Raw genomic sequence first — 19,489 nt, 5'->3', positions numbered from 1 at the left:
CCGTAGAGTGACGGCACATTGCCCGACCGACCCCTATCAGCCCGAGTTGGACTTCATGAACCACACGAAGAACGCGCGTCGCCTCGCCGCGGCGTTGGCCGTCCCCGTCCTGCTGCTGACCGCCGCGGCGTGCGGGTCGGAGGACAAGTCCTCCAATGCCAAGGTGACGGTCCAGGGGAAGTTCGGGGAGAAGCCCGAGATCTCCGTCCCCAAGGACGCCAAGCCGTCCGACAAGATGGTCGTCACGGTCCTCACCGAGGGCTCGGGCACGAAGGCGGAGAAGAACTCCTTCGTCCGGCTCGACTTCGCCGGGCAGACGATGAAGGACAACAAGCCCCTCGGCGGCACCTGGGCCACCCAGGAGAAGTCCGGTGCGAGCGCGAGCGCGAGTGCCGCCCCCGGTCCGCGCCGCCAGCTGGTGACGCAGCTGGGCCAGCCCAGCCAGGAGATGCCCGCCAAGGTGCTGGAGGCCGTGGTCGGCAAGAAGGCCGGCTCGCGCATCGAGGTGGAGGGCACCGCCAAGGCGCTCATCGGCGACCAGCTCAACCCGCAGTCCGGGGTCAGCCCCGAGGACGGCCTGGTGTGGGTCATCGACGTCGTCGGTGCGCAGAAGGTGGACACCAAGAGCGAGGCCAAGGGCGAGCAGGCCAAGCCCGAGGCCGGCATGCCGGAGGTCAAGGCGGAGCCGCAGAAGGCCGCGACCATCACCATCCCCTCGGGCGAGAAGCCGCCCACGGACCTCAAGGAGCAGGTGCTGATCAAGGGCACCGGCCCGGAGATCAAGGCCGGGGACGGCCTGATCGCCCAGTACACGGGCGTGAAGTGGGAGGACGGCAAGAAGTTCGACTCCTCCTGGGACCACGCGGGTGCCACCGCCTTCCAGATCGGCACCGGCTCGGTGGTGCAGGGCTGGGACAAGGGCTTGGTCGGCAAGCACGTGGGGGACAGGGTCGAGCTGGTGATCCCGCCGAAGTTCGGCTACGAGGGCCAGCCGCAGAGCGGCCTGGACAAGAACACCCTCGTCTTCGTGGTCGACATCGTCGGCAAGGTCTGAGGCCACGCCGCCGGGCCATCGCAAGGTTTCGGCCTTCCGATCGGCATCTGCCAGAATTGCGCGGTTGCCAGCAAGAATCCTTCGTAGGAGCACATTCGTGAACATCGACAAGCCCGAGATCGACTTCCCCGAGGGCGACGTTCCGGCCGACCTGGAGATCACCGAGATCTGGGAGGGCGACGGTGCCGTCGCCAAGGCCGGCGACTTCGTCAAGGTCCACTACGTGGGCGTGGCCTGGTCCACCGGCGAGGAGTTCGACGCGAGCTGGAACCGCGGCCGTCCGCTGGAGTTCAAGCTGGGCGCCGGCCAGGTCATCGAGGGCTGGGACAAGGGCATCCAGGGCATGAAGGTCGGTGGCCGCCGCAAGCTGGTCATCCCCGCGCACCTCGCCTACGGCGACCGCGGCGCCGGCGCCGGCGTGATCGCCCCGGGCGAGACGCTGATCTTCGTTTGCGACCTGATGGGCGTCTGAGGACACCACTGACGAAGGCCGAGGGCCCGTGCCTGCCTGGCACGGGCCCTCGGCTTTTGTCGTACGAGCCGCGAGCGGTACGGTCAACGGTTGAGAGAACAAGTAGAGAGGGCGTCGATGGCGATTGCCAAGGCCGAGCGGTTGATGAGCCTGGCGCTGTGCCTGCTGGGCGCGCGCCGCCCGCTCACCAAGGCGGAGTTGCGCGGCTCGATCGAGGCGTACATCCTCGCCGGCGGCGAGGCCGCCGGGGGCGGGGCCGCGGGCGACGACGCCTTCAACCGGATGTTCGAGCGGGACAAGGACGACCTGCGCGAGCTGGGACTGATCATCGACACCGTCGAGGGCCTCGACGGTGAGATCGGCTACCTCGCCCGCCGCGACAGCAACCGCCTGCCCCCCATCACCCTCGACGTCGAGGAGGCCGCCGCCCTGGGGCTGGCCGCCAAGGTGTGGCAGCAGGCCCGGCTGGCCGGCGCCGCCAGCGGCGCGCTGCAGAAGCTGCGCGCGGCCGGCATGCCGCTGGCCGAGGACCCGGTGGGCGCCGGCGCGCTGGAGACCCGCATTCCGGTGCACGAGGCCGCGTTCGAGCCGCTGATGCTCGCCGCCCGGGACCGCCGCGTCGTCGTCTTCGACTACCGCAAGGCCAACGCCGCCCGCCCCGAGCAGCGGCAGGTCGAGCCGTGGGCGCTGGAGTGCTGGCGCGGCCACTGGTACCTGGCCGGCTACGACCGCGACCGGGGGGCCGAGCGCGTCTTCCGGCTCTCCCGCATCACCGGCCGGGTGCGTTCGCGCGCCCTGGCCTTCACCGCGCCGGTGCCCGACCACGTCACCGTCCGCAGCACCGTCGAGGCCTGGGCGGGGGAGACGGCCACCGGCACCGCCCGCATCAAGGTGCGCGCCGGCCACGGCTACCCGCTGCGCGCCCGCGCCACCGCCACCCGCGAGCTGGGCGACGGCTGGGACGAGCTGGAGATCCCCTACGGGCACGGCCTGGACGCCTGGCTGGTGGAGTTCGGGCCCGACGTGATCGTGCTGGAACCGGCCGAGCTGCGCTCGGACGTGATCGACCGGCTGCGCGCCGTCGCCAAGGGCTGAGAGGAACGGGACGAACCCTGATGGCCGGAAACGCCATTGACCAGACGCGCCGGATGCTGTCCCTGGTCACCTACCTGAGGGAACGCCCCGGCGCCCGCGTCGCCGACGTGGCCCGCGCCTTCGGCATCACCGAGGACGAGCTGATCGGCGACCTGGACGTGCTGCCCATGTGCGGCACCAGCTTCCGCGGCGGCGACCTGCTGGACATCGACACCGACGGCGACCGCATCTGGTGGCACAACCCCGACGCCTCGGGCACCTCCGCCGGCGAGCCGCTGCGGCTGGCCGCCGACGAGGCCACCGCGCTGCTGGTGGCCGCCCGGGCCGTGGCCACCCTGCCGGGGCTGCGCGAGAGCGACCGGCAGGCCCTGCTGCGGGCCACCGCCAAGGTGGAGGCCGCCGCCGGCGAGGCGGCGGGCGCCAGCTCCCGGCTGTCGGTGAGCTTCGAGTCCGAGGGCGGCGTCTTCGCCGACCTCGACCGGGCCATCTCCGAGCGGCGCCGGGTGTGGATCCGCTACTACTCGCCGGCGCGCGACGAGCTGACCGAGCGCGAGGTGGACCCGATCCGGCTGTTCGTCGTGGGTCACACCTACATGGAGGCCTGGTGCCGGCTGTCCGAGGCCAGGCGCACCTTCCGCCTCGACCGGGTGGCGGAGATCCGGCTGCTGGAGGAGCACTCCGACCCGCCGCCGGTGGAGCTGCGCGACCTGTCCGAGGGGCTCGTCCAGCCGGCCGCCGAGGACCCCGAGGTCGTCGTCGAGGTCGGCCCGGGCGGCCGCTGGGTCGCCGAGTACTACCCGCACGACAGCGCCGAGGAGCTGCCCGACGGCGGCCTGCGGATCACGCTGCGCACCCCCGACCCGGCCTCCCTGCGGCGCCTGGCGCTGCGCCTGGGCCGGGACGGGCGGATCGTCTCGCCCGAGGCGCTGGCCGGCAGCGCCCGGGAGGCCGCCCGCGAGGCGCTGGTGGCATACGGAGAGTGACGGTGAGCCGGATCGTGCCGGGGACAGCTGTGCCAGGGGAAGGATCAGGTCAGATGAGGGACGCGACGGCACCGGCCGCGGTCTTCAAGGCGGCGTGCCCCGACTGCCGGGGCCGGTTCGAGCTGGGTGCGGGCGCGCTGCGGCTGGCGATCGGTGCCAGCGACCGGACCACGTTCTACTCCTTCACCTGCCCCGAGTGCGGCTCCTCGGTCCGCAAGCCCGCCGGTGAGCGGATCGTCGAGCTGCTCGTGGGCGGCGGGGTGCGGACGCTGCGGCTGCACGTCACGGCATGACCGCTTTCCGGCCGTTTCCGTCTGTTTCCGATCCCCCTCGATAGGCTCGTTCCATGTTCTGGCCCATGCTCGCCATCGCCCTCGGCTTCTGCGGACTCGCCGTGCTGGCGGTCCTCACCGCCCGCGTCTTCGTGGAGACCCGGCGGCTCGCCCGGCAGGTGGCGCAGGCCACACGGAACATCACCCGGGCCGCGGAGGAGCTGGAGCGATCGGCCGCACCCCTGGCCGCGCAGGGCGGTCGCGGCGTGCCCGGTGAGTAGCCGGTGAGCAGCCGCAGAGCCGGGCCGCGGCCGGCCGCCGGTACGCTGGTCGGACCGGCCCTGTGGAGAGGCGGAGGGCCGCGACCGGGAGTATGCACAGGGATTGCCGAGCGTTTACCCCTGCGCGTTACGATCCCTGCCGTACGACTGAGCGACAAATGTCCGATCAGTCGGCCGGCCCCACCCACACCCGCTTCGGTGAGAAGGTACACGCTTATGTTCGGACGGCTCGGAGCGCCCGAGATCATCCTTCTGCTCGTCGTCATCGTCCTGCTGTTCGGTGCGAAGAAGCTCCCCGACATGGCGCGCTCGCTCGGCAAGTCGGCCCGCATCCTCAAGAGCGAGGCCAAGGCGATGAAGGCGGAGAGCACGGACACCGCCGCCGCCCCCGCCGACCCGCCGGCCGGCGAGTCCGCCCCCCGTACGATCAAGGCGGCCCCCGGTGACGTCACCTCCCGCCCGGTGAGCGAGCCCACCGACCGTACGACCCAGCGCTGACCCAGGACAGACCGGGACGGACGCCGCGGGCGCCCGTCAGTCGCACGAGATAGGGACGTGGGTTGCTCAAGTCTGCCCGCAAGAAGGAGAAGGACCCCGAGGGGCGGATGCCGCTCGCGGAGCACCTGCGCGAGCTGCGCAACCGGCTGGCCAAGGCCGTGCTGGGCATCGTCGTGGTCGCCGTCGTCGCGGCGTTCTACAACAAGCAGATCATGGACTTCCTGGCGAGCCCCGTGCCCCAGTGCCCCAGCCGTGATCTGTCCCAGAGCCACGGCGGCAACTGCGCCGTGCTCCTGTTCGGCAACCTGATGTCGCCCTTCACGACCATCGTGAAGGTCTGCCTCCTGGTGGGCGTCACCTTCTCCGCCCCCATCTGGCTCTACCAGCTGTGGGCGTTCCTCGCCCCCGGCCTGCACAAGAACGAGAAGAAGTACACGGTCGCCTTCGTCTCGACGGCGGTGCCGCTCTTCCTCGCCGGCGCCTACCTGGCGTACCTGATCATGCCCACCAGCATGAAGGTGCTGCTGAGCGTCACACCCGACTCCGCCGCGAACACGCTCGCCCTCGACGACATCCTGGACTTCAGCGTCCGTATGATCCTCGTCTTCGGCCTGGCCTTCGAGCTGCCGCTGCTGCTGGTCATGCTCAACCTCGTCGGCATACTGAGCGGCCGGAGCATGGCCAAGGCATGGCGCGGCGTCGTCATGGGCGTCTTCGTCTTCGGCGCGGTCGCCACCCCCAGCACCGACCCCTTCGGGATGTGCATCCTGGCCGTCCCGATCATCATTCTCTACTTCGGTGCGGTCGGCTTCTCCATGCTCAACGACAAGCGCCGCGAGGCCCGCAACCCCGACCGGCTGCTCGACGACGACGAGGCGGCCCCGCTCGACCTGACCCCGCAGTCCATCGAGTCCGAGCCGATGGAGAGCCTGCCGGGCCAGTCCAAGCAGCACGCGGGCTACGACGACGCGACGTAAGCACCCCCCGGCATGTGCTCCGGGCCACCCGGCGGACCCTACCTACCGGTAGGGTCCGCCGGGTGACCAGCGACATCACGCTCTTCGTCAACCCCACCGCCGGCCGCGGGCGCGGCGCCCGCGCCGCCCTGCCCGCCGCCCGCGCCCTGCGCGAGGCCGGCTTCCACGTGCGCACCGTCGTGGGCCACGACGCCCCCGACGCCCTGACCCGGGCCAAGGAGGCGGTCGCCGGGGGCACCGGCGCGCTGATCGCCGTCGGCGGGGACGGCATGGTCTCCCTCGCCCTGCAGGCCGTCGCCGGCACCCCCACCCCGCTCGGCGTCGTCGCCGTCGGCACCGGCAACGACTTCGCCCGCGCCGCCGGCCTGCCCGTACGCGACCCGGCCGCCGCCGGCCGCCTCGTCGCCGCCTCCCTCAAGGGCGACGGCGGCCGCCCCGTCGACCTCGGCCGGGTCGGCGCCACCTGGTTCGGCACCGTCCTCGCCTCCGGCTTCGACTCCCGCGTCAACGACCGCGGCAACCGCATGCGCTTCCCCACCGGCCGGCTGCGCTACGACGCCGCCCTGCTCGCCGAGCTCGCCGCGCTGCGCCCCGTCCCGTACCGCATCCGCCTCGACGACGGCCCCGAGCAGCAGCTGGAGGCCACCCTCGTCGCCGTGGGCAACGGGGCCTCCTACGGCGGCGGCATGCGCATCTGCGCGGGCGCCCGCATCGACGACGGCCTCTTCGACGTCACCGTCGTCGGCCCCTGCAGCCGCTCCACGCTGCTGCGGGTCTTCCCCAAGGTCTACCGCGGCACCCACCTCGGCCACCGCAGCGTCACCGTCCACCGGGCCTCGCGCGTGACCCTGACCGCCGAGGGCATCACCGGCTGGGCCGACGGCGAACCCCTCGGCCCGCTGCCACTGACCGCCAAGATCGTCCCGGCCGCCGTGCGGCTGCTGGGAGCCCGGTAAAGATCGGTGGCTGTCACAGGCGGCCGGTAGGCTCGTCATCAAGATGACCGAGGACATGTCCCCTGCTGAGCGCTACGCCCTTGCGCGGCAGCGCGCCGCCGAGCAGGCCACCGCACTCGCCCCCTTCCGCGAGATGTACGACTTCGAGCTGGACCCCTTCCAGATAGAGGCCTGCAAGGCCCTCGAAGCCGGCAAGGGAGTGCTGGTCGCCGCGCCGACCGGCTCCGGCAAGACCATCGTCGGCGAATTCGCCGTCCACCTGGCCCTGACGCAGGGCCGCAAGTGCTTCTACACGACGCCGATCAAGGCCCTGTCGAACCAGAAGTACAACGACCTCGTGGCCCGTTACGGGCCCGCCAAGGTCGGCCTGCTCACCGGTGACAACAGCGTCAACCCCGACGCGCCGGTGATCGTGATGACCACCGAGGTCCTGCGCAACATGCTCTACGCGGGATCCCAGACCCTCGTCGGCCTCGGCTACGTGGTCATGGACGAGGTGCACTACCTCTCCGACCGCTTCCGCGGCGCGGTGTGGGAGGAGGTCATCATCCACCTCCCCGAGTCCGTCACCCTGGTCTCCCTGTCCGCCACCGTCTCCAACGCCGAGGAGTTCGGCGACTGGCTCGACACCGTGCGCGGCGACACCGAGGTGATCGTCTCCGAGCACCGGCCCGTGCCGCTGTGGCAGCACGTCCTCGCCGGCCGCCGGATGTACGACCTGTTCCAGGAGAAGACCGGCCCCGACGGCGGCCGCGGCCGCCGCGAGGTCAACCCCGACCTGGTGCGCCTGGCCCGCATGGAGAACGGCCGCCCCTTCGCCGCCGGCCGCCGCGCCCGCGCCCTGCGCGACGCCGACCGCGAACGCGAGCGCCGCCAGCGCACCCGCATCTGGACGCCCAGCCGGGTCGAGGTCATCGAGCGGCTCGACGCCGAGGGCCTGCTGCCCGCCATCACCTTCATCTTCAGCCGCGCCGGCTGCGAGGCCGCCGTCCAGCAGTGCCTGTACGCCGGGCTGCGCCTGAACGACACCGAGGCCCGCGCCAAGGTGCGCGCCATCGTCGAGGAGCGCACCGCCGCCATCCCCGACGAGGACCTGCACGTCCTCGGCTACTTCGAGTGGCTGGAGGGCCTGGAGCGCGGCATCGCCGCCCACCACGCGGGCATGCTGCCGACCTTCAAGGAGGTCGTCGAGGAGCTGTTCGTCAAGGGCCTCGTCAAGGCCGTCTTCGCCACCGAGACCCTCGCCCTCGGCATCAACATGCCCGCCCGCTCGGTCGTGCTGGAAAAGCTCGTGAAGTGGAACGGCGAGCAGCACGCCGACATCACCCCCGGCGAATACACCCAGCTCACCGGCCGCGCCGGGCGGCGCGGCATCGACGTCGAGGGCCACGCCGTCGTCCTGTGGCAGCGCGCCATGGACCCGGCCGCCCTCGCCGGCCTCGCCGGCACCCGCACCTACCCGCTGCGCTCCAGCTTCAAGCCGTCCTACAACATGGCGGTCAACCTCGTCTCCCAGTACGGCCGGCACCGCTCCCGGGAGCTGCTGGAGACCTCCTTCGCCCAGTTCCAGGCGGACAAGTCGGTCGTCGGCATCTCCCGGCAGGTCCAGCGCAACGAGGAGGGCCTGGCCGGCTACCGCGAGGCCGTCGAATGCCACCTCGGCGACTTCCACGAGTACGCCCGGCTGCGCCGCGAGCTCAAGGAACGCGAGAACGAGCTCGCCAAGCAGGGCGCCGCCCAGCGCCGCGCCCAGGCGGCCGCCGCACTGGAGCGCCTCAAGCCCGGCGACGTCATCCACGTGCCCACCGGCAAGTACGCGGGCCTGGCCCTCGTGCTCGACCCCGGGGTCGCCCCCGGCCGCACCGACCGCCAGCGCGGCTTCGACCACTACGACGGGCCCCGCCCCCTCGTCCTGACCGCCGAACGCCAGGTCAAGCGGCTCGCGCCCATCGACTTCCCCGTCCCCGTCGAACCCATCGAGCGCATGCGCATCCCGCGCTCCTTCAACGCCCGCAGCCCCCAGTCGCGGCGCGACCTCGCCTCCGCCCTGCGCACCAAGGCCGGGCACATCGTCCCCGACCGGCACCGCAAGCAGCGCGCCGCGGCCGCCGACGACACCGAGATCACCCGGCTGCGCGCCGAGATCCGCCGCCACCCCTGCCACGGCTGCGACGAGCGCGAGGACCACGCCCGCTGGGCCGAGCGCTACCAGCGGCTGCAGCGCGACACCCAGCAGCTGCAGCGGCGCATCGAAGGCCGCACCAACACCATCGCGCGCACCTTCGACCGGATCTGCGCGCTCCTGACCGAGCTGGGCTACCTGCGCGGCGACGAAGTCACCCAGGACGGCCGCCGCCTCGCCCGCCTCTACGGCGAACTCGACCTGCTCGCCTCCGAATGCCTGCGCGAAGGCGTCTGGGAGGGCCTGCAGCCCGCCGAACTCGCCGCCTGTGCCTCCGCCCTCGTCTACGAGGCACGCGTCGCCGACGACGCGGCCCCGCCCAAGCTCCCCGGCGGCCCCGCCAAGGACGCCCTCGGCGAAATGGTCCGCATCTGGGGCCGGCTCGACGCCCTCGAAGAACAACACCGCATCAACCAGGCCGAAGGCGTAGGCCAGCGCGAACCCGACCTCGGCTTCGCCTGGCCCGCCTACCGGTGGGCCTCCGGCCACGGCCTCGACGAAGTCCTGCGCGAAATCGACATGCCGGCGGGGGACTTCGTGCGCTGGTCCAAGCAGCTCATCGACGTGCTCGGGCAGATCGCGGCGGCGGCGCCGGAGGGCAGCGGGGTTGCGCGGAACGCGCGGCGCGCGGTGGACGGGCTGCTGCGTGGGGTTGTGGCGTACTCGTCGGTGGGCTGATGCCGCCCGCCCTGCGGGCGGCTGTGCCCCGGTCCCGCCCTTTCACCGTTTCCTAGCGGGGCTGCGCCCCCTAGCACCCCCGGACCGGGCTGCGCCCGGTGTCCTCAATCGCCGGACGGGCTGACAAAGTCAGCCCGTCCGCCGCCGCCGTCAGGCCGCGGCTTCCTGCTCGGCCTCCACCTGCTGGTTCCATTCGCGCTTGGAGGCCTGCCAGCCGTCCTCGTCGTGGCCGCGCCGCCAGTAGCCGGAGATGGACAGCCGTTCGCGCGGCACGCCGCGCTCCATGCGCAGGTGCCGGCGCAGTTCCTTGACGAATCCGGCCTCGCCGTGGACGAAGACGTGGGCGTCGCCCGCGGGGAAGTCCATCGCGCGCACCGCCCGCACCAGGGCTTCGCCCACCGGTGCGCCGTCGCGGTGCAGCCAGGTGACCGCGATGCCGTCGGGCAGGTCGAGGGGCTGCTCCTCGGTGGCGTCGGCGACCTCCACCAGGGCCCGGACGCGGGCCCCGGCCGGCATGCGTTCCAGCGTGGCGGCGATGGCCGGCAGGGCGCTCTCGTCGCCGGCCAGCAGGTGCCAGTCCGCGGCGGGGTCGGGGGCGTAGGCGCCGCCGGGGCCGAGGAACAGCACCTCCTCGCCCGGCCGTGCCCGCAGCGCCCAGGGGCCGGCCAGGCCCTCGTCGCCGTGGACGACGAAGTCGATGACCAGCTCGCGCGCCGCGTGGTCGAAGGAGCGCACGGTGTAGGTGCGGGTGCGCGGCCACTGGTCGCGCGGGAAGTCGCGGCGCACGGCCTCCATGTCGAGCGGCTCGGGGTAGGCGACTCCGGGGACGGGGAAGAGCAGCTTGACGTAGTGGTCGGTGTATGCGCCGGCGCCGAAGCCGGCGAGGCCCTCGCCGCCCAGGACGACGCGGACCATGTGCGGCGTCAGCCGCTCGGTGCGCACCACGTGGGCCCGGTGGACGTGTGCTTTCCTGCGTGCGGGACGCTCTGCCACGGCTGTCTCCCCTGATCCCCTGAGACGTCTGAAACGTCAGATATGAGTTAGGTCTACCTAACCTAACACTGTTCGAGCGTCGTCAGCAGTCGCTGCAGCGAACCCCCCAGCCCCCAGCGCTCCGCCAGCTCGCCCACGGCCCGCCCGTCGCGCGGCGCGGTCGGCAGCGCCGCGTCGAAGGGCGCCAGCGGCACGTCGGAGGCCACCCGCACCACCTTCGGCGCCACCGCGAGGTACGGCGCGGCCTCCGTCAGCCGCTTGCGCTGCGCCGGGGTCAGCTTCGCCGCGGGGTCGCCGACCGCGGCGAGGATGCCCGCCAGGTCGCCGAAGGAGGCCAGCAGCTTGGCCGCCGTCTTCTCGCCGACGCCGGGCACGCCCGGCAGGCCGTCGCTGGGGTCGCCGCGCAGCAGGGCGAGGTCGGCGTAGCCGGGCCCGTCCACGCCGTACTTCTCGCGCAGCAGCGCCTCGTCCACCGTCTGCAGGGTGCCCACGCCCTTGACCGGGTAGAGCACCCGCACGCCGCGCCGGTCGTCCACGAGCTGGAAGAGGTCGCGGTCGCCGGTGACGATGTCGACCGGACCTGCCGCCCGTGCCGCGAGGGTGCCGATCACGTCGTCCGCCTCGTACCCCACGGCCCCCACGCGCGCGATGCCGATCGCGTCCAGCACGGCGTCGATGACCGGGACCTGCGGGGAGAGCGTGTCGGGCGTCTCCTCCTCGTCCGGGCCGCCCTCGACCTCCTCCGCCACGCGGTGCGCCTTGTAGGAGGGGATCAGCTCGACCCGCCACTGGGGGCGCCAGTCGAAGTCCATGCAGGCGACCAGGTCGTCGGGCCGGTGGTCGGCCACCAGGCGGGCGATGAAGTCGAGCAGGCCGCGCACCGCGTTCACGGGCGTGCCGTCGGGGGCCTTCACCGACTCCGGCACGCCGAAGTAGGCGCGGAAGTACAGCGAGGCGGTGTCCAGGAGCATCAGGCGTCGCGTCACGGATCGATGATGCCGCACGCCACCGACAACAGGGCTCCGGCATGTGAAGTGGCTCACGGTTCCGTTTGCCCTGAATGACCCGGGGCAGGCGCGAGGCCGGAGTGGCTCGTGCGACCGGGGGGACCGCTGGAGTCTGAGTTCGATCCGAGAGGTTTATGTGTCCAGGCTGAAGGCCGAGCATCTGTACAAGGTGTTCGGCAGACGACCCGAAGCCGCCGTCCGCCGACTCGAGGGCGGCGCCGACCGGGACGAGCTGCGCGCCGACGGCGCCACCGCAGCCGTCATCGACGCGTCCTTCGAGGTCGAGGCCGGCCAGATCTTCGTGGTGATGGGGCTCTCCGGCTCCGGCAAGTCCACGCTGCTGCGCATGCTCAACGGTCTGCTCGACCCGACGGCCGGCAGCGTCCTGTACGACGGCCAGGACCTGACCTCGCTCTCCCCGCGCGAGCTGCGCGAGGTGCGCTCGCGCCACATCAGCATGGTCTTCCAGCACTTCGCCCTCTTCCCGCACCGCAGCGTGCTGGAGAACGCCGCCTACGGCCTGGAGGTGCGCGGCGTGGCCCGCGAGGAGCGCGAGGCCCGCGCCGCCGAGGCGCTGGAGCTGGCCGGCCTGGGGGGCTGGGAGAGCTCCTGGCCCGACGAGCTGTCCGGCGGCATGCAGCAGCGCGTGGGCCTGGCCCGGGCGCTGGCCACCGACGCCGACCTGCTGCTGATGGACGAGTCCTTCAGCGCCCTGGACCCCCTCATCCGCCGCGACATGCAGGACCAGCTGCTGGACCTGCAGAAGCGGCTGAAGAAGACCATTGTCTTCATCACCCACGACCTCAACGAGGCCATGCGCCTGGGCGACCGCATCGCGGTGATGCGCGACGGGCGCATCGTGCAGAACGGCACGGCCGAGGACATCCTCGTGCGGCCCGCCAACGACTACGTGGCCTCCTTCATCCAGGACGTCGACCGCTCCCGCGTGCTGACCGCCGGCTCCGTCATGGAGCCGGCCGCCGGCCGGTCCGCCGGGGCGGCCGCCACCGTCACCGCCGACACGCCCGTCGCCGAGCTGTTCGCCGCCCTCTCCCACGGTGAGGCGCCCGTCGCCGTCACCGGCGAGGACGGCGCGCCCGCCGGCGTCGTCACCCGCGACGGCCTGCTGGCCGCCCTCGGCGACCAGCCGCGGCCGCAGCCGGGGGCCGCCACGCCTGCCGCGCCCCGCGAGCAGCAGGAGGTGACGGCCGGTGCCTAGGATCGATCTCGGCGGCTGGGCGGAGAGCGCCGTCGGCTGGCTGCAGAACCACCTCTCCTGGCTCTTCGACGCCGTCAACACCGTGCTGACCGGCATGTACGACGGGGTCAACGCCGTCCTCGGCGCCCCCCAGCCCCTGCTGACCGCCGGCATCCTCGCCGTCCTCGCCTGGTGGCTGCGCGGCCTGCTCGCCGCCGTCCTCGCCTTCGCCGGACTCGCCCTCGTCGACTCCTTCGGCCTGTGGCACGAGGCGACCGCCACCCTCGCGCTCGTGCTCGTCGCCAGCGTCATCACGCTGGCCGTGGCCGTGCCGCTGGGCATCTGGGCGGCCCGCGACCGCCGGGTCGGCGGGGTGCTGCGGCCCGTCCTGGACGTCATGCAGACGATGCCCGCCTTCGTCTACCTGATCCCGGGCGTGATGTTCTTCTCCATCGGGCCGATCCCCGGCCTGATCGCCACCATCGTCTTCTCCATGCCGCCCGGCGTGCGGATGACGGAGCTGGGCATCCGCCAGGTCGACGGCGAACTCGTCGAGGCGGCCACGGCGTTCGGCACCACGCCGCGCCACACCCTTCTGCGCGTCCAGCTGCCGCTGGCCGTGCCCACCATCATGGCGGGCGTCAACCAGGTCATCATGCTGGCCCTGTCCATGGTCGTCATCGCCGGCATGGCGGGCGCCGGCGGCCTGGGCGAGGCCGTGTACGCGGCGGTGACCCAGGTCGACATCGGCGGTGGCGTCGAGTCCGGTCTGGCCGTCGTGGTCCTGGCCATGTACCTGGACCGGATGACCGGCGCGCTGGGCACCCGGGTCTCCCGCCTGGGCCGCCGCGCCTCCGCCAAGGCCGCGGCCACCGCGCGCGGCCCGGTCGCCTCCCGCGTCCTGGCCCACCGCCCGGCCACCGCCGTCGCGGCCGTCGGCGTCGTCGTCCTCGCGCTCGTCGCGGGCGGCATGCGCATCGTCGAGGGCGGCGACAAGCAGGCCGTGGCCGCCGGCGCGAACGTCGGCCGGGGCCAGAAGGTCCGGCTCGGCTACTTCCCCTGGGACGAGGCCGTCGCCGCCACCTACCTGTGGCAGAACGTCCTGGAGGCGCGCGGCTACAAGCCCGAGGTCAAGCAGCTCGACCCGGGCCCGCTCTACACCGCCCTGGCGCAGGGGCAGATGGACGTGCAGTTCGACTCCTGGCTGCCCACCACGCACCAGCAGTACATGGAGCGCTACGGCGACAGGCTCAGCGACCTCGGCACCTGGTACGGGCCCACGTCGCTGGAGCTGACCGTGCCCTCGTACGTCAAGGACGTGAACTCCCTGGCCGATCTGAAGGGCAGGAGCGGGGAGTTCGGCGGGAAGATCGTGGGCATCGAGTCCAGCGCCGGCATGATGGGCAAGCTGAACGACAAGGTGCTGAAGGAGTACGGCCTGGAGGGGGAGTACAAGGTCGTCTCGTCCTCCACCTCCACGATGCTCGCCGAGCTCGACCGGGCCCTGAAGAAGAAGGAGCCCATCGTCACCACCCTGTGGTCGCCGCACTGGGCCTACGGCACCTACGACCTGAAGAAGCTCAAGGACCCCAAGGGCGCCTGGGGGCAGGGCGAGCAGATCCACGCCGTCGGCAAGAAGGACTTCGCCAAGGACTTCCCGCGCATCGCGCAGTGGGTGAAGGACTTCAAGATGTCCGAGAAGGACCTCGCCTCCTTGGAGGCCGAGATCCAAAAGGGCGGCAAGGGCAAGGAGAAGCAGTCCGCCGGCCGCTGGCTCGACGCCCACCCGGGCCTGCTGGACAAGATGGCACCGGCCGGCGCCTGACGCACCGGGCGAACGGGCGTACGGTGGGGCGGTGAGCTCGTCGAGCGGCCGCCCCGCCGTACGCCGCGTCGTCTCCCTGGTGCCCTCGCTGACCGAGGCCGTGGCCACCACGGCCCCCGGGCTGCTCGTGGGCGCCACCGACTGGTGCGAACACCCCGCCGGCCTCGACGTGGTGCGCGTCGGCGGCACCAAGAACCCCGACGTCGCCCGCATCATTGCGCTCGCCCCCGACCTCGTCCTCGCCAACGAGGAGGAGAACCGCGCCCCCGACCTCGGCGCGCTGCGCGCCGCCGGGCTCGACGTGCTGGTCACCGAGATCCGCACGCTGGAGCAGGCGTTCACAGAGCTGGAGCGGGTCCTGGTGCGCGGCTGCGGGCTCGCTCGGCCCGCCTGGCTGGAGGAGGCCCGCGACGCCTGGCACGACCTGCGGCCCGCCGGGCCGCCCGTGCCGGCCGTCGTCCCCGTCTGGCGCCGCCCGTGGATGGTGCTGGGCCGGGACACCTTCGCCGGCGACGTCCTCGCCCGCCTCGGCGTCGCCAACGTCCACGCCGGCCACGCCGAGCGCTACCCGCGCATGCCCCTGGACGAACTCAACGCCTGCGGCGCGCGGCTCGTCGTCCTGCCCGACGAGCCGTACCGCTTCGGCGCCGACGACGGCCCGGAGTGCTTCCCCGGGCTGCCGTCGGCGCTCGTCAGCGGCCGTCACCTCACGTGGTACGGGCCATCTCTCGCAGCGGCGCCGCGGGTGCTGGGCGCGGCGCTGCGAGCAGCCGGCCGCTGACCAGCCCGGCCGCGGTACGGACCCCGGCGACCGCCCAGGCGCTCACCAGCAGCGCGTACAGCCCCACAGCCAGCCAGGTCAGGGCGGTCAGCCCGGTGCGGTGGGCCAGCGCGGCGCTGCCCGTCACGCAGGTGCCGACGGGGAAGGTGAAGGCCCACCACGTCATCGTGAAGCCCATGCCCCGGCGGGCGGCCCGGACGACCATGGCGGCGGCCAGCGCGAGCCACAGCAGGGCGAACCCGATGACGGGCATGCCGTAGAGCACGGCGAAGCCGGCCATGGCCTGCGCGTACGGCTCGGCGACGACGCCCGGCGCGGCGGCGGCGACGGCGTTCACGGCGGTCGTGGACTGCCCCAGCGGGCCCAGGACCAGGAACAGGGCCGGCGTCAGCGCCAGCGGCAGCGGGCCGTGGTGGACGAGCCGGGCGAAGAGCAGCGGCAGGATCAGCAGCGTCGCCAGCAGGCTCATGCCGAACAGCCCGTAGCAGCCCAGCAGCAGCGCCTCGCGCCACTGGCCGGCGGGCAGGTGCGCCACGAGCGCGGGACCCAGGGCGGCGGAGACCATGGGCGCGACGACCGGCAGCAGCCACACGGGGGAGGCGTCACCGGGGGTGATCTTGTGCCGGGTCACCATCAGGTACGGGATCGCGGCCGCGGCGGCCAGGCCGACGACGGTGCCGGCCGTCCACAGCACGGCGTCGGCGGCGACGGCCGCGCTCTCGCCGATGACGGACGTGCCGACCGAGAGCGTGCTGCCGCCCACCGCGAGCAGGGCCATCGCCAGGCAGCCGTAGAAGGGGGCGACGGCCGCATCGCCCAGGTGCCGCCTGGCCTGGTCGGGGTGGTGCGCCCAGTGCAGGGCGCGGGCGGCGAGGAGGGCGAGCAGCAGCAGCGCGGCCAGGGCCCACACCGCCTCGCACGCGCCCCGCAGGCCGGGCACGGTCACCGGCAGGGCCGCGCCGGCCGAGGCGACGATCGCCGTGCCCATGACGGTGGCGTACCAATTGGGGCCGAGGTGACGTATGGGGCTGCTCGGACTGGCAGGGGCTTCGGTGCTCATGGTTCCACGGTGATCGGTGCGAGAAGGTGCCGGTAGAGAGTACGCGGCTATGAGCTCATAAACTGGCTTTATGAGCTCGCCCCCGCCGGCACCGCTGTCGCACCGGGTCCCCGACCTGGCCGCCCTGGAACTGCTGCTGGCCGTCGCCCGCCTGGGCAGCCTGGGCCGGGCGGCCCGCGAGCTCGGCATCACCCAGCCCGCGGCGAGCGGCCGGGTGCGCGCCCTCGAACGGCTCCTCGGCGTCGCCCTCGTCGACCGCTCCCCGCGCGGCTCGCGCCTGACCGAGGCCGGTGTCCTGGTCACCGACTGGGCCCGGCGCATCGTCGAGGCCGCCGAGGCCTTCGACGCCGGCGCCCGCGCCCTGCGCGAGCGCCGCGACGCCCGGCTGCGCGTCGCGGCCAGCATGACGATCGCCGAGTACCTGCTGCCCGGCTGGCTCATAGCGCTGCGCACCCGGCGCCCGGACACGGCCGTCTCCCTGCACACCGGCAACTCGGCGGCCGTGGCCGAGCGCCTGCTGGCGGGCGAGGCCGACCTCGGCTTCGTCGAGGGCCTGGACGTGCCGCCCGGCCTGGAGGGCGCGGTGGTGGCCCGCGACCGGCTGGTCGTGGTCACCGCGCCCGGCCACCCCTGGGCCCGCCGCCGCGCCCCCCTGCCGGCCGCCGAACTGGCCGCGGCGCCGCTGATCCTGCGCGAGCGCGGCTCGGGCACCCGCCAGGTCCTCGACGCGGCCCTCGCCGCCCACGACGGCGCCACCGCCCCCTTGCTCGAACTCGCCTCCACCACCGCTGTCAAGGCCGCCGTGGTCAGTGGCGCGGGCCCCTCCGTCCTCAGCGAGCTCGCGGTGACCGAGGAGCTCGCCGCCCACCGCCTGGTCGAGGTCCCGGTGGCCGGCGTCCGCCTGCACCGCACCCTGCGCGCGGTCTGGCCCGCGGGCCACCGCCCGGCCGGGCCGGCCCGGGAGCTGCTGGGGCTGACCGCCGGTCAGGACTGAGCCGCCGCCCTGACCAGCGCCTTCGCCAGCCGCAGGTCGTCGCGGGCCTCCGGGTGCCACTGGACGCCGAGGGCGAAGGCGCGGCCTTCGTACTCGACGGCCTCCACGGTGCCGTCGTCGGCGTGGGCCGAGACGGCGAGGTCCTTGCCGACGTCGGCGACCGCCTGGTGGTGGTGCGTGGCCACGTCCGTGCGGGCCGGCAGCAGGGAGGCGGTGAGGGTGCCGGGGACGGGGACGACGGCGTGGTCGTGGAAGGCGCCGGGGGCCGGATTGTGACCGGTGTGGCCGACCTCGTCCGGCAGGTGCTGGCACAGGGTGCCGCCCGCCTGGACGTTCATCAGCTGCATGCCGCGGCAGATGCCCAGCACCGGTACGTCGGCTTCCAAGGCCGCCTCCAGCAGGCCCAGCTCCCAGCGGTCGCGCTCGGGCACCGGTGCGCCCGTGCGCGGGTGCGCCACGGCGTCGTACAGGGCCGGGTCCAGGTCGTCGCCGCCCGCCAGGACCAGGCCGTCCACCGCGCCGAGGAGCTCCGCGGCGTGCGCCGGATCGTCGGGCGGCAGCATGAGCACCGCACCGCCGGCGCGCTGGACGTGCGCGGTGTACAGGGCTGGGAGCAGGGCCGCGGGGCAGTCCCAGGCTCCCCAGCGGGCACGGGTGAGATAGGTGGTGATGCCGATCAGGGGCCGCGTCCGGCGCATCAGTCGTCCTTTCGCTCCAGTTCCGCCTCCGCCGCCGCGAGCGCGGCGAACTCCTCCTCCGGCGCGCTCGCCACCAGGTGGTGCCGGCTGTAGAGGCCGAAGTACGCGGCGGCGACCGCGTAGACGGCCAGCGCGATCAGCGCCGCCGTCACGTCCACCAGGAACGTCGCCACCAGGGCCGCACACGCCAGGACGAGCGCGACCGAGGAGGTGAGCGTCCCGCCGGGGGTACGGTACGGCCGCGCGAGCCCCGGTTCACGGCGGCGCAGCACGATGTGCGACAGCGACATCAGCGCGTACGAGATGGTGGCGCCGAAGACGGCCACGTTGAGCATGCGCGCCCCGTCGCCCGTGACCGCCGCGAGGGTGAAGCCGATCGCGCCGGGCACCAGCAGGCCGAGCCAGGGGGCCTTGCGGCGGCTGGTGAGGGACAGGAAGCGCGGCAGGTAGCCAGCGCGGGAGAGGGCGAAGAGCTGGCGGGAGCCGGCGTAGATGAGGGAGAAGAAGGACGCCACGAGGCCCGCCAGGCCCGCGTAGTTGACGATCCGGCCCAGCACGGTGGCGTGCCTGTCCGGCTGCACGGCGGTGACCAGGGGGTTGCCGGCGTCCTTGAGCGCGTCGGCGCCGCCCGCGCCGGTGGCGGCGAGGAAGGCGAGCAGGGCCAGGAGCAGCAGGATGCCCATCGAGGTGGCCATCGCCCTCGGCAGCGTCCTGGCCGGGTCACGGGTCTCCTCGGCGGCCAGCGGCACGCCCTCGACGCCGAGGAAGAACCACATGCCGAAGGGGAACGCCGCCCAGATGCCGAGCAGCCCGAAGGGCAGCCAGGAGGAGGACGCGAAGGCGTGCGGGTCGGCCGGGATGTCGTTCAGGCGGCCCGCGTCGAAGCGGGCGAACGCGCCGACGGCGAAGACGAGCAGCGCCGCCACCGCCACCCCGGTCACCACGAAGCTGAAGCGCAGGGCCTCGCCCACGCCCCACAGGTGGATGCCGATGAACACGACGAAGCAGGCCAGGTACACCGGCCAGGAGGAGGTGAGCCCGAACAGGTGCAGCGACGCGACGTAGTCGCCGATGAACAGGGAGATCGCCGCGGGGGCGAGGACGTACTCGATGAGGATCGCGGTGCCCGTCAGGAAGCCGCCCCAGGGGCCCAGCGCCCGCCGGGCGAAACCGTAGCCGCCGCCCGCCGTGGGCAGGACGGCGGCGAGCTCGGCGAGGGAGAAGACCATGCACGTGTACATCAGGCCCATCAGGACCGCGGCCGCGGCGAGCCCGCCGAACCCGCCCTCGGCCAGGCCGAAGTTCCAGCCGGAGTAGTCGCCGGAGACGACGTAGGCGACGCCCAGGCCGGTCAGCAGGAGGGGGCCCGCGCTGCCCCGGCGCAGCGAGCGCTTCTCCAGGTAGGAATCGTCGGGGCCGGCGGGGGCCGGTGGTGCGCCGGGGGACTGGGTGCGTTCGGGCATGGGCCGCTCCTGCCTGCCGCGG

Annotated in this window: 19 protein-coding genes; 14 read left to right on the top strand and 5 right to left on the bottom strand. The window is 73.3% G+C overall.

Annotated elements, in window-relative coordinates; translation table 11 throughout:
- Nucleotides 1-55: 55 nt before the first annotated feature.
- The 10 genes from ABD361_RS08610 to ABD361_RS08565 all read left to right on the top strand — a co-directional run bounded on the left by ABD361_RS08610 (nt 56) and on the right by ABD361_RS08565 (nt 9,448).
- A complete protein-coding gene (locus tag ABD361_RS08610) occupies nt 56-1,054 on the top strand; it encodes an FKBP-type peptidyl-prolyl cis-trans isomerase (RefSeq protein WP_344434248.1) in 999 nt (332 codons plus the stop codon).
- A gap of 97 nt (nt 1,055-1,151) precedes the next feature.
- Entirely contained in the window at nt 1,152-1,526 is a 375-nt protein-coding gene (locus ABD361_RS08605) for an FKBP-type peptidyl-prolyl cis-trans isomerase (protein WP_344434246.1), read from the top strand.
- Nucleotides 1,527-1,643: 117 nt separating this feature from the next.
- The gene (locus ABD361_RS08600; protein ID WP_344434245.1) at nt 1,644-2,621 is read left to right on the top strand and encodes a helix-turn-helix transcriptional regulator; all 978 of its coding nucleotides are present in this window, start codon (nt 1,644-1,646) and stop codon (nt 2,619-2,621) included.
- Nucleotides 2,622-2,641: 20 nt separating this feature from the next.
- Nucleotides 2,642-3,604 carry a helix-turn-helix transcriptional regulator gene (locus tag ABD361_RS08595; protein ID WP_344434244.1) on the top strand — a complete coding sequence of 321 codons (963 nt, stop codon included), beginning with the start codon at nt 2,642-2,644 and terminating at the stop codon, nt 3,602-3,604.
- Between the two features lie 53 nt (nt 3,605-3,657).
- Nucleotides 3,658-3,897 carry a hypothetical protein gene (locus tag ABD361_RS08590; protein ID WP_344434243.1) on the top strand — a complete coding sequence of 80 codons (240 nt, stop codon included), beginning with the start codon at nt 3,658-3,660 and terminating at the stop codon, nt 3,895-3,897.
- Between the two features lie 53 nt (nt 3,898-3,950).
- On the top strand, nt 3,951-4,157 hold the full coding sequence (locus ABD361_RS08585) for a hypothetical protein (protein WP_344434242.1): 207 nt from the start codon (nt 3,951-3,953) through the stop codon (nt 4,155-4,157).
- A gap of 216 nt (nt 4,158-4,373) precedes the next feature.
- Complete coding sequence (tatA, locus tag ABD361_RS08580; protein WP_344434241.1) at nt 4,374-4,655, top strand: Sec-independent protein translocase subunit TatA; 282 nt, start codon at nt 4,374-4,376, stop codon at nt 4,653-4,655.
- Between the two features lie 62 nt (nt 4,656-4,717).
- On the top strand, nt 4,718-5,632 hold the full coding sequence (tatC, locus tag ABD361_RS08575) for a twin-arginine translocase subunit TatC (protein WP_486387904.1): 915 nt from the start codon (nt 4,718-4,720) through the stop codon (nt 5,630-5,632).
- 62 nt (nt 5,633-5,694) lie between these two features.
- The gene (locus ABD361_RS08570; protein WP_344434240.1) at nt 5,695-6,588 is read left to right on the top strand and encodes a diacylglycerol kinase; all 894 of its coding nucleotides are present in this window, start codon (nt 5,695-5,697) and stop codon (nt 6,586-6,588) included.
- Between the two features lie 43 nt (nt 6,589-6,631).
- Complete coding sequence (locus tag ABD361_RS08565) at nt 6,632-9,448, top strand: DEAD/DEAH box helicase (protein ID WP_344434239.1); 2,817 nt, start codon at nt 6,632-6,634, stop codon at nt 9,446-9,448.
- A 150-nt stretch (nt 9,449-9,598) separates the two neighbouring features.
- Here the strand turns inward: ABD361_RS08565 and ABD361_RS08560 are convergent, their stop codons facing one another.
- Both ABD361_RS08560 and ABD361_RS08555 read right to left on the bottom strand, forming a co-directional pair.
- Nucleotides 9,599-10,441, bottom strand: coding sequence for a siderophore-interacting protein (locus ABD361_RS08560; protein ID WP_344434238.1), 843 nt, complete (start codon nt 10,439-10,441; stop codon nt 9,599-9,601).
- Between the two features lie 62 nt (nt 10,442-10,503).
- The gene (locus ABD361_RS08555) at nt 10,504-11,427 is read right to left on the bottom strand and encodes a 5'-3' exonuclease (protein WP_344434237.1); all 924 of its coding nucleotides are present in this window, start codon (nt 11,425-11,427) and stop codon (nt 10,504-10,506) included.
- A 157-nt stretch (nt 11,428-11,584) separates the two neighbouring features.
- On the opposite strand from ABD361_RS08555, the gene ABD361_RS08550 reads away from it, so the two are divergent.
- From ABD361_RS08550 to ABD361_RS08540, 3 genes are read left to right on the top strand one after another with little or no spacing between them, the layout of a single operon-like run.
- Nucleotides 11,585-12,667: a quaternary amine ABC transporter ATP-binding protein gene (locus ABD361_RS08550; protein ID WP_344434236.1), complete on the top strand. Its 1,083-nt coding sequence runs from the start codon at nt 11,585-11,587 to the stop codon at nt 12,665-12,667.
- Complete coding sequence (locus tag ABD361_RS08545) at nt 12,660-14,471, top strand: ABC transporter permease/substrate binding protein (protein ID WP_344434235.1); 1,812 nt, start codon at nt 12,660-12,662, stop codon at nt 14,469-14,471. Before ABD361_RS08550 ends, ABD361_RS08545 begins: the two co-directional genes overlap by 8 nt.
- A gap of 31 nt (nt 14,472-14,502) precedes the next feature.
- Nucleotides 14,503-15,252 carry a helical backbone metal receptor gene (locus ABD361_RS08540; protein ID WP_344434234.1) on the top strand — a complete coding sequence of 250 codons (750 nt, stop codon included), beginning with the start codon at nt 14,503-14,505 and terminating at the stop codon, nt 15,250-15,252.
- On the opposite strand, the gene ABD361_RS08535 is transcribed toward ABD361_RS08540, so the two are convergent.
- Nucleotides 15,179-16,312 carry a TDT family transporter gene (locus ABD361_RS08535; protein ID WP_344434233.1) on the bottom strand — a complete coding sequence of 378 codons (1,134 nt, stop codon included), beginning with the start codon at nt 16,310-16,312 and terminating at the stop codon, nt 15,179-15,181. The two genes, ABD361_RS08540 and ABD361_RS08535, sit on opposite strands and share 74 nt — an antisense overlap.
- 70 nt (nt 16,313-16,382) lie before the next feature.
- On the opposite strand from ABD361_RS08535, the gene ABD361_RS08530 reads away from it, so the two are divergent.
- Entirely contained in the window at nt 16,383-17,306 is a 924-nt protein-coding gene (locus ABD361_RS08530; protein WP_344434232.1) for a LysR family transcriptional regulator, read from the top strand.
- Here ABD361_RS08530 and ABD361_RS08525 read toward each other — a convergent pair.
- Together ABD361_RS08525 and eat are read right to left on the bottom strand one after the other, a co-directional pair.
- Nucleotides 17,297-18,004 (bottom strand): gamma-glutamyl-gamma-aminobutyrate hydrolase family protein, encoded by a 708-nt coding sequence (locus ABD361_RS08525; protein ID WP_344434231.1) that lies wholly within the window; start codon nt 18,002-18,004, stop codon nt 17,297-17,299. The genes ABD361_RS08530 and ABD361_RS08525 overlap by 10 nt on opposite strands.
- Complete coding sequence (gene eat / locus ABD361_RS08520) at nt 18,004-19,467, bottom strand: ethanolamine permease (protein ID WP_344434230.1); 1,464 nt, start codon at nt 19,465-19,467, stop codon at nt 18,004-18,006. Before eat ends, ABD361_RS08525 begins: the two co-directional genes overlap by 1 nt.
- Nucleotides 19,468-19,489: the final 22 nt, after the last annotated feature.

The sequence above is a fragment of the Streptomyces luteosporeus genome, assembly GCF_039532865.1.
GTDB lineage: Bacteria > Actinomycetota > Actinomycetes > Streptomycetales > Streptomycetaceae > Streptomyces > Streptomyces luteosporeus.
Note: the sequence above shows the minus strand (reverse complement) of the source record. Positions and strands in the feature narration are given on the sequence as shown.

What these genes read in the sequence shown, in the direction of transcription:
- ABD361_RS08610 (WP_344434248.1), top strand. Translation starts at nt 56, where the DNA reads ATGAACCACACGAAGAACGCGCGTCGCCTCGCCGCGGCGTTGGCCGTC.
- ABD361_RS08600 (WP_344434245.1), top strand. Translation starts at nt 1,644, where the DNA reads ATGGCGATTGCCAAGGCCGAGCGGTTGATGAGCCTGGCGCTGTGCCTG.
- ABD361_RS08595 (WP_344434244.1), top strand. Translation starts at nt 2,642, where the DNA reads ATGGCCGGAAACGCCATTGACCAGACGCGCCGGATGCTGTCCCTGGTC.
- ABD361_RS08590 (WP_344434243.1), top strand. Translation starts at nt 3,658, where the DNA reads ATGAGGGACGCGACGGCACCGGCCGCGGTCTTCAAGGCGGCGTGCCCC.
- ABD361_RS08585 (WP_344434242.1), top strand. Translation starts at nt 3,951, where the DNA reads ATGTTCTGGCCCATGCTCGCCATCGCCCTCGGCTTCTGCGGACTCGCC.
- tatA (WP_344434241.1), top strand. Translation starts at nt 4,374, where the DNA reads ATGTTCGGACGGCTCGGAGCGCCCGAGATCATCCTTCTGCTCGTCGTC.
- ABD361_RS08565 (WP_344434239.1), top strand. Translation starts at nt 6,632, where the DNA reads ATGACCGAGGACATGTCCCCTGCTGAGCGCTACGCCCTTGCGCGGCAG.
- ABD361_RS08535 (WP_344434233.1), bottom strand. Translation starts at nt 16,312, where the DNA reads ATGAGCACCGAAGCCCCTGCCAGTCCGAGCAGCCCCATACGTCACCTC.
- ABD361_RS08530 (WP_344434232.1), top strand. Translation starts at nt 16,383, where the DNA reads ATGAGCTCGCCCCCGCCGGCACCGCTGTCGCACCGGGTCCCCGACCTG.
- ABD361_RS08525 (WP_344434231.1), bottom strand. Translation starts at nt 18,004, where the DNA reads ATGCGCCGGACGCGGCCCCTGATCGGCATCACCACCTATCTCACCCGT.
- eat (WP_344434230.1), bottom strand. Translation starts at nt 19,467, where the DNA reads ATGCCCGAACGCACCCAGTCCCCCGGCGCACCACCGGCCCCCGCCGGC.